The 6,549-nt window shown below is 43.0% G+C and carries 7 protein-coding genes and 2 pseudogenes; 4 read left to right on the top strand and 5 right to left on the bottom strand.

The window, feature by feature from the left end; genetic code table 11:
- Window positions 1-143: transposase (locus QTN94_RS18930; RefSeq protein WP_331418075.1), on the top strand; the 143-nt coding region annotated here is incomplete at its 5' end.
- Between the two features lie 8 nt (window positions 144-151).
- Here the strand turns inward: QTN94_RS18930 and QTN94_RS18925 are convergent.
- Window positions 152-1,279 (bottom strand): acyl-CoA desaturase, encoded by a 1,128-nt coding sequence (locus QTN94_RS18925; RefSeq protein ID WP_331418429.1) that lies wholly within the window; start codon window positions 1,277-1,279, stop codon window positions 152-154.
- A 261-nt stretch (window positions 1,280-1,540) separates the two neighbouring features.
- On the opposite strand from QTN94_RS18925, the gene QTN94_RS18920 reads away from it, so the two are divergent.
- Window positions 1,541-2,101: a GNAT family N-acetyltransferase gene (locus QTN94_RS18920; protein ID WP_331418428.1), complete on the top strand. Its 561-nt coding sequence runs from the start codon at window positions 1,541-1,543 to the stop codon at window positions 2,099-2,101.
- An 11-nt stretch (window positions 2,102-2,112) separates the two neighbouring features.
- Here the strand turns inward: QTN94_RS18920 and QTN94_RS18915 are convergent, their stop codons facing one another.
- Window positions 2,113-2,376, bottom strand: coding sequence for a hypothetical protein (locus QTN94_RS18915; protein WP_331418427.1), 264 nt, complete (start codon window positions 2,374-2,376; stop codon window positions 2,113-2,115).
- On the opposite strand from QTN94_RS18915, the pseudogene QTN94_RS18910 reads away from it, so the two are divergent.
- Window positions 2,351-2,533 (top strand): annotated as a pseudogene (locus tag QTN94_RS18910) (hypothetical protein); the annotation flags it as partial. The gene QTN94_RS18915 and the pseudogene QTN94_RS18910 overlap by 26 nt on opposite strands.
- A 44-nt stretch (window positions 2,534-2,577) precedes the next feature.
- Here QTN94_RS18910 and QTN94_RS18905 read toward each other — a convergent pair.
- A pseudogene (locus QTN94_RS18905) lies at window positions 2,578-3,273 on the bottom strand (methyl-accepting chemotaxis protein); the annotation flags it as partial.
- Between the two features lie 335 nt (window positions 3,274-3,608).
- On the opposite strand from QTN94_RS18905, the gene QTN94_RS18900 reads away from it, so the two are divergent.
- A complete protein-coding gene (locus QTN94_RS18900) occupies window positions 3,609-4,226 on the top strand; it encodes a beta-phosphoglucomutase family hydrolase (protein ID WP_138970642.1) in 618 nt (205 codons plus the stop codon).
- A gap of 27 nt (window positions 4,227-4,253) precedes the next feature.
- On the opposite strand, the gene QTN94_RS18895 is transcribed toward QTN94_RS18900, so the two are convergent.
- Window positions 4,254-5,558 (bottom strand): inosine/guanosine kinase, encoded by a 1,305-nt coding sequence (locus tag QTN94_RS18895; protein WP_331428525.1) that lies wholly within the window; start codon window positions 5,556-5,558, stop codon window positions 4,254-4,256.
- A 111-nt stretch (window positions 5,559-5,669) separates the two neighbouring features.
- On the bottom strand, window positions 5,670-6,137 hold the full coding sequence (locus QTN94_RS18890) for a CreA family protein (protein WP_138970640.1): 468 nt from the start codon (window positions 6,135-6,137) through the stop codon (window positions 5,670-5,672).
- Window positions 6,138-6,549: the final 412 nt, after the last annotated feature.

Genomic DNA, 6,549 nt, shown 5'->3' with positions numbered 1-6,549 from the left:
CAGCTTCGTATCATCTAAATACATGTACCTTGGAAGGGATCAATAACAAGATTAAGCTAATAAAAAGAATGGGCTATGGATACCGAGATACGGAATACTTCTTTATGAAGATAAAAGCGGCTTTCCCCGGAAAGCCGCGATGAACCTTTAATTAGGCGTATTGTGCGACTAGGCTATTCCAGCTCTTGCGCTGTGCGGCAAGTTCTTGCTTCATTTGCTGATAACGCAGTTTGAGCAATGACTTTTCATATTTCTTTGCCAAATCGGTTTTCTTTGCCTCAATGACCTGTTTTTTTACATCGTAATAGTCTGCCATTCTCGACATTAACGCCTCAAACTCTTTGTTTAACACTTCGTTAAGCATTGATGCGTTTGGCAGTTTACTAACATTTTTAGACGCCTTGGCGAGCGCTTGCTTTGCGATGGCTTTTTCAATTTTAATTTTCGGCGTAACTCGCAATTTATTGGTCAAACCTAACCATGAGCAGGACTTAATCAACCACTTAGTCGGGTCGTACTGCCACCAATAGATGCCATTACGATAATCGTTCTCGAAGATGTGATGGTAGTTGTGGTATCCCTCGCCAAAGGTGAACACGGCAAGTACGGCGTTGTCACGAGCCGTATTTTTATCGGTATATGGTTGTGAGCCCCAAATATGGGCGAGCGAATTAATGAAGAATGTTGAGTGATGACTAAGTACTAGACGTAATACTCCAACCACAAGCAACATGCCAAAGATATCACCATAAACAACGCCAAGTAATAGTGGAATACCGAAGTTAGTTAGAATCGCAACAGGCACATAGTATTTATGTTGCCACATGACGATTTTATCACGCTGTAAATCTCGGCAATTGCCATAATCGGAATAGGTATTGGCATTATACTCACGCAACATCCAACCAATATGAGAAAACCAAAAGCCACGTTTAGCCGAGTAAGGATCTTTATCGTTATTATCGACATGTTTGTGGTGAATTCTATGGTCGGAACTCCAGTGCAGAGCACTGTTTTGTAGCGCAAACGCGCCACCAAGGGCAAAGAGTACGCGTAATGACCAGTGCGCTTCATAGGTCTTATGCGACCATAGCCTGTGGTAGCCAGCAGTAATCGAAAGATTACAAAATGAAAAGGCAATAACGAACCAGACGAGGTGTTCAAGGCCGTAACTGGCCGTTAAGCCGTACCAAGGAACAATCACCAAAGCGACTATAAAGGATGACAAGAAAATAAATATGTTTAACCAAATCAGTGGTGGTTTGTTAGAACCAGACATCGAGCTTTTCCTTTGAGCTAACAGTTGTTCGCCAGAATATCAGCGTACAGTTGTAAGTCAAATTCGATGGCTCAGTATGTCGGTTAGCGCACGTGATTTTGTCAAAATAATTGGTAAGCAAATTTTTCGCCGTGGTTTTGAACTGGGTTGCAGAATAACCAACACAAATGATGCCATTTCCCAGAATGTTTGGCTTTTTGTTAAATGTTTTATAGTATGAAGGGGCACTCAATCCTTACAGGAAGTAATAAGGAACTATAAATGGAATTAAAAGTAGCTGAATATAGTGACTATGAGCGTATTGCTACCTTGCACGCGCAAAGTTGGAAACAATATTATCAAGGCATTCTTGGGCAAGAGTTTCTTGATAACGAAGTGCTAGATGAACGCCTCGCGATTTGGCAGACCCGCCTCATTAACCCTCCTTTTAATCAATGTGTTCTTCTGTTCGAAGAAGGTGGCCTGTTGTGTGGTTTTGTCTGTGCATTTGGCAATCATGATTTCGAAAAAGGTACGATTATCGACTCCCTGCATATCGATCCCAATTACCGCGGCAGGGGATTAGGGGTTACACTGCTGGCTGAAGTCTCCAAGTGGATTACTCAGTATTTTCCAGACAGTGGTGTGTATTTGGAAGTGATGAAAGAGAATCATCAAGCGGTAGAGTTTTACCAGCATTTGGGTGGAACCAACAGCTTGGAAAGGCTTTGGAACGCCCCTTGTGGTCACCAAGTACCTGAGTTGGTTTATCGCTGGGAATCGGGCGCAGAATTACAGCGTCTTGCGGAACTACACACAAAGTTAGAACTTGTAACAGTTTGATACACTTAAGCTTATTGTCCGGATATTGTTCGGACAAAGCTCGATTGACCGTTAGGTATTTTTAGGCAAGCCCATTTATATCTATCTAGCGGTCTATTCATGAAAAAAACCTTTACCTGTACTGCGCTTGCTAGCGCACTTTTTTCTCGTAGGATGCGGCGAAAACCCTCAAGGACAGAATCAATTACCGACACAGCTTGTTGTCGCTGAGCCAGTTCAATACAAGAAGTACTGGCGGGTAACCAAGCGATCTTCGCTTCTGGGGCAGGACACATTAGCCAAAACTCACTGGGTATCTCTTTGATAGGGGGGCTGCTTTGTGTACTACTAGCGGGTACCTTCCTAATACCTGGCTTCTATGCACTGGTGCAGCGTAAGCGCGAGAAAATCCATGGTGGAAGTACCAAGTTGATACCACTTGACGATGAGTAATAAAAAATCCCCTCTCTAGAGTTTTTTTTTGCTTGAGTGATGACTTAAGACGTTTTGAATTCAGCAACCGCACTATCCATGTCAGTAGCTTGAACGGAGACTCTGTCCACTTCTGTTAAACATTGCTGAGCTGACTGCATATTCCCTTCAGATATCGAATTGAGCTCTGTGATAGACTCACTAACCTGGTTCATTACTATGCCTTGTTCTTCAATCGCAGAGGCAATACGTTCAGAATTTGCCTGAATATTGGTCATATCATCGATAATTTGAGTAAGGCTACTATCCAGTGTCTGTGATGCTTCGAGAGTTTGCGAACCCTGATCATTACATTGGTCAATATTGGTCACTACTTCAGACATTTGATTCTGAATGGCAGTCACAACTTTAGTGATCTCCTCGGTTGATTGATGAGTTCGGCTAGCAAGAGCACGAACCTCATCAGCCACTACCGCAAAACCTCGCCCTTGTTCACCAGCACGCGCTGCCTCGATTGCTGCATTGAGCGCCAGCAAGTTGGTTTGTTCGGCTATTTCTTGGATGATGTTTACGGCGTCACCAATTTTATCGACGTGGTTATTTAGTGAGCCAATTGATGCTTGGCTACTGCCGAGAATGGTAGTGAGTTGATCTATGTTGCTGACGGTCGTCTCGACGACTTTACGACCGCTTTGTGCATTGACAGAGGCCTGTTGCACATCTTCCACCGCAACGGATGTACTTTCCGATATCTCATTGATTCATCTTTACGGAGTAGGAAATCTTTCTCATTCCGGCGTAAATTGAGTAAGCGTATTTCTAGGTTTGATACGAGTAAGCTAGCCTGATTCAGCTGAGCCGTGGTTTGGGCGAAATGGCTTGTTGCAAAAAGAACAGACACGACACCAAGTATGGCTACAACACCTAATGAATATAGTTTGTTTTTGATATTCATAAGATTACCTTAGTCCGTTAATATATTTAGTTATAGGTATTTGATCTGATGTTAGTTGGTATTTATAAATATATCAATACCATCACTACCTTAGCGTGAGGATATACGGTAAAACTATGTTAATAGGGCAGTAGGACAACCATGTTAGAAATTTTAGAAAAATATCAAGCGTTTATATTCGACATGGATGGCACCTTGTTGGATACCATGCCTGGCCATTTAAAAGCATGGCAGCAGACAGCCGCCCATTTCGGCTTTCCGTTTAGCCAAGAGTGGTTACACAGCTTAGGTGGAATGCCAAGCTATAAAATTGCGGCAGAAATAAATAGAAAGCACAGTATGTCGCTAGAACCGATGGAAGTCTCGCGTTACAAAATGGGGGCTTTTGCCGAACTACAGGAAGTTGGTAAGCCTATCGCTTGTACTGTAGATCTACTACATCAATTCTATCAACGTAAGAAACTGGCGGTTGGTACTGGCAGCCAACGTGATAGCGCTTTACGACTTCTAAAGCAGGCACAACTGATTGAATTGCTTGACGTCATTGTGACGGCAACGGATGTTGACAATCATAAACCCAATCCTGATACCTTCTTAAAGGCCGCGGATGATATGAAGGTTCAAGCTGGTGCATGTATCGTATTTGAAGATACCCAGCTAGGGCTACAGGCGGCACATGCAGCCAAAATGGATTGCATGATGGTCGAAGAAGGGCAGTTAGTCTTCTACCCATATTTGAACGAAAAAGAGCCGCGTTAAGCGGCTCTTTCTTTGGTTAACGTATCATTAACGATCCCAGTATGCTTCTTCTAAACTGTCTTCACGTTCAGGAAGCGCACGCGCTAGGCGAGGAGAGTGCTGGGTTAATACTTCATAGCTAACACGGTTAGCATACTTACAAATCTGCGATAGCGAAGAATAAGTCAGGTATGGTTGGTCATGCTTCGAAGAATTTGGAACGTTAGTCTTATGGTGACTGTTTGCAGCCATATCATGGAGTAAGGCCGACAGCGCAGCATCACCAGCACCATTTGTGTTCTTGATTTCAAGCGGGCCGCCTAGGTAAGGACCAATATGGGAATACACTTTTACGGGTGTACCACAATCTGACTTACGCATAGCTCGGCTAAATTCATATTTGTTGAACTCAGGGATATTACCTGGCAGTAGCGGTAGTTCAGTTTCGCGTTTGGCTGAACCTTCAGTGTAACCTGCCATGTAGAGGCCAACCGGGCCAGCTGTGCATAGTACAACATCAACCCACTCAAGTGCCTTGTCTGCGGCTAAAAGAGGATCTTTCTCACCGGTTAGAGCTTCGCCTTCCTCTTCATTCATCGCAACAATAGAGATGTTCTCTTTAATGTAGTCTTGCCACCACTTTGCATTGCCTTCGATAACCCACTTGGTTCCAAGAGTCAGTACAACAGGTACGTTCTTAGATTTCGCAATTTCGATAGCACGAGCAACGGCTTGCGGCATTGGGTCTTCAGGTTTTCCACGCATTAAATAGGAAGAAACAACAAGCGCAGACGCTTTATCAAACACCTCTTCTGGGATGCTTTCTGGGCGCAATTGGTTCATATGACCTTCATTAATTGCGAAGGTACGTTCACCGTTGTCCGAAATAAGCGTGTAGCAGCGTCCGATTGAGCCTTCAACCATCTGCAAGTGGTTTAGGTTCATTCGTGACGATGTGCGGCATAAATAACGATATGCGAATGAGCCGACTTCGATGTTTCGTGACATTACACCTAGTAGTACCGATTTACTGTCAGCCAGTACAGAGTAGTTGTGCAGAGTATTGCCAATCGTATCGCCAGGATATTGATGAGTGATCAACTCGCGTTTAACTAGTTCATCGTACAGTGCGTCTGCCTGACTCTCCTCTAAAACGAGCGAGTGTCCTTTACTCAAACCATATTTTGCTAGGAATTCGTCATCGACACGAGCTTCTATGTCAACAATTGTTTGACCTACGCCAACCACAATCGGTCGATAAAGCTTAGGGGTTTGCTTCATCTGATTGACGAGTGGATCGCGAGCGTGAGTAGGAAAGTAGTGCTTAGATTTACGCTGTCCGGGAAACTTCATGTTCAAAGTGGAGTTGGAAATTTTCCCGGATAATATCACACATATGAAAGATTGCTTTCATATTTATTACATAAAAAAGTGCCAAACATTACTGTTTGGCACTTAATTGAACTATTCCGCTGGTTTGTACGCACCGTACGCTTTGGTTCCCCATAACGGCACCGTAGAGAGGCTGTGCTTGAAACTGCCTGACGTTTCTTTAGTAGAATAAGAGAGGTACATCAATGTCTGATTCTCTACATCTAGGATTCGGCGGATTTTCATGCTTTTGAAGAAGATACTTTTTGACTTTTTAAATACCACTTCACCATCTTTAGACTTGTCGATATTGGCAATCATCTCTGGGGTAATTTCGCCAGTCTGACGACAAGATATAGAGCTGTCACTTGGATCGGCTAGGCTAAAGTCGGCTTCAATTGAAGCGACATGACATGTTACGCCAGTCACAATTGGATCTTGCATGTGATTTAGCTTGATGTCTTTCATAGTGAACCATCCAAGACCCACATCGCCAACTTCGTTATCAGAACACCCGACCAAGGCGGTGGCCATCAATGCACTTAAAAGCATTTTCTTCATTCGTAAATCCTTGTTATTCGCGGTTTTCAATAGTGTAACACGTATCATTTGGTGCAAGTTCATTTTCCCACAATAGCGCCTTTTAAAACCGAATGCTTGGATAAATCCAATCAAAATTTGGCTCATAGTTTGTATTTGGCGCAAAACTGATACAGGTTACTTATTAAGCATCTGGTTTCAATATTGTGATGAGATTTTCTATTCCTCACTCCCAACCCGATGCTAAACAGATTAACCGAGCAGTGTATGTGTCATTTTTTATAAAGCATTGATACAAAGGAAGTTTAATTGCGACATATGTGATATCTATTCAATTGATTTTATATCCAAACTATAGATATAAAAGCACAAGCTAGGTAACCTTTGAGTCACTCATAAACAACTCAATAGGGCATGCTGTGGGGTATAAGAC

This window comes from Vibrio sp. M250220, from assembly GCF_036533795.1.
In the GTDB taxonomy this organism is placed as follows: Bacteria; Pseudomonadota; Gammaproteobacteria; order Enterobacterales; family Vibrionaceae; genus Vibrio.
The sequence above is the reverse complement of the archived record's forward strand: the minus strand, read 5'-3'. Positions and strand labels throughout refer to the sequence as shown.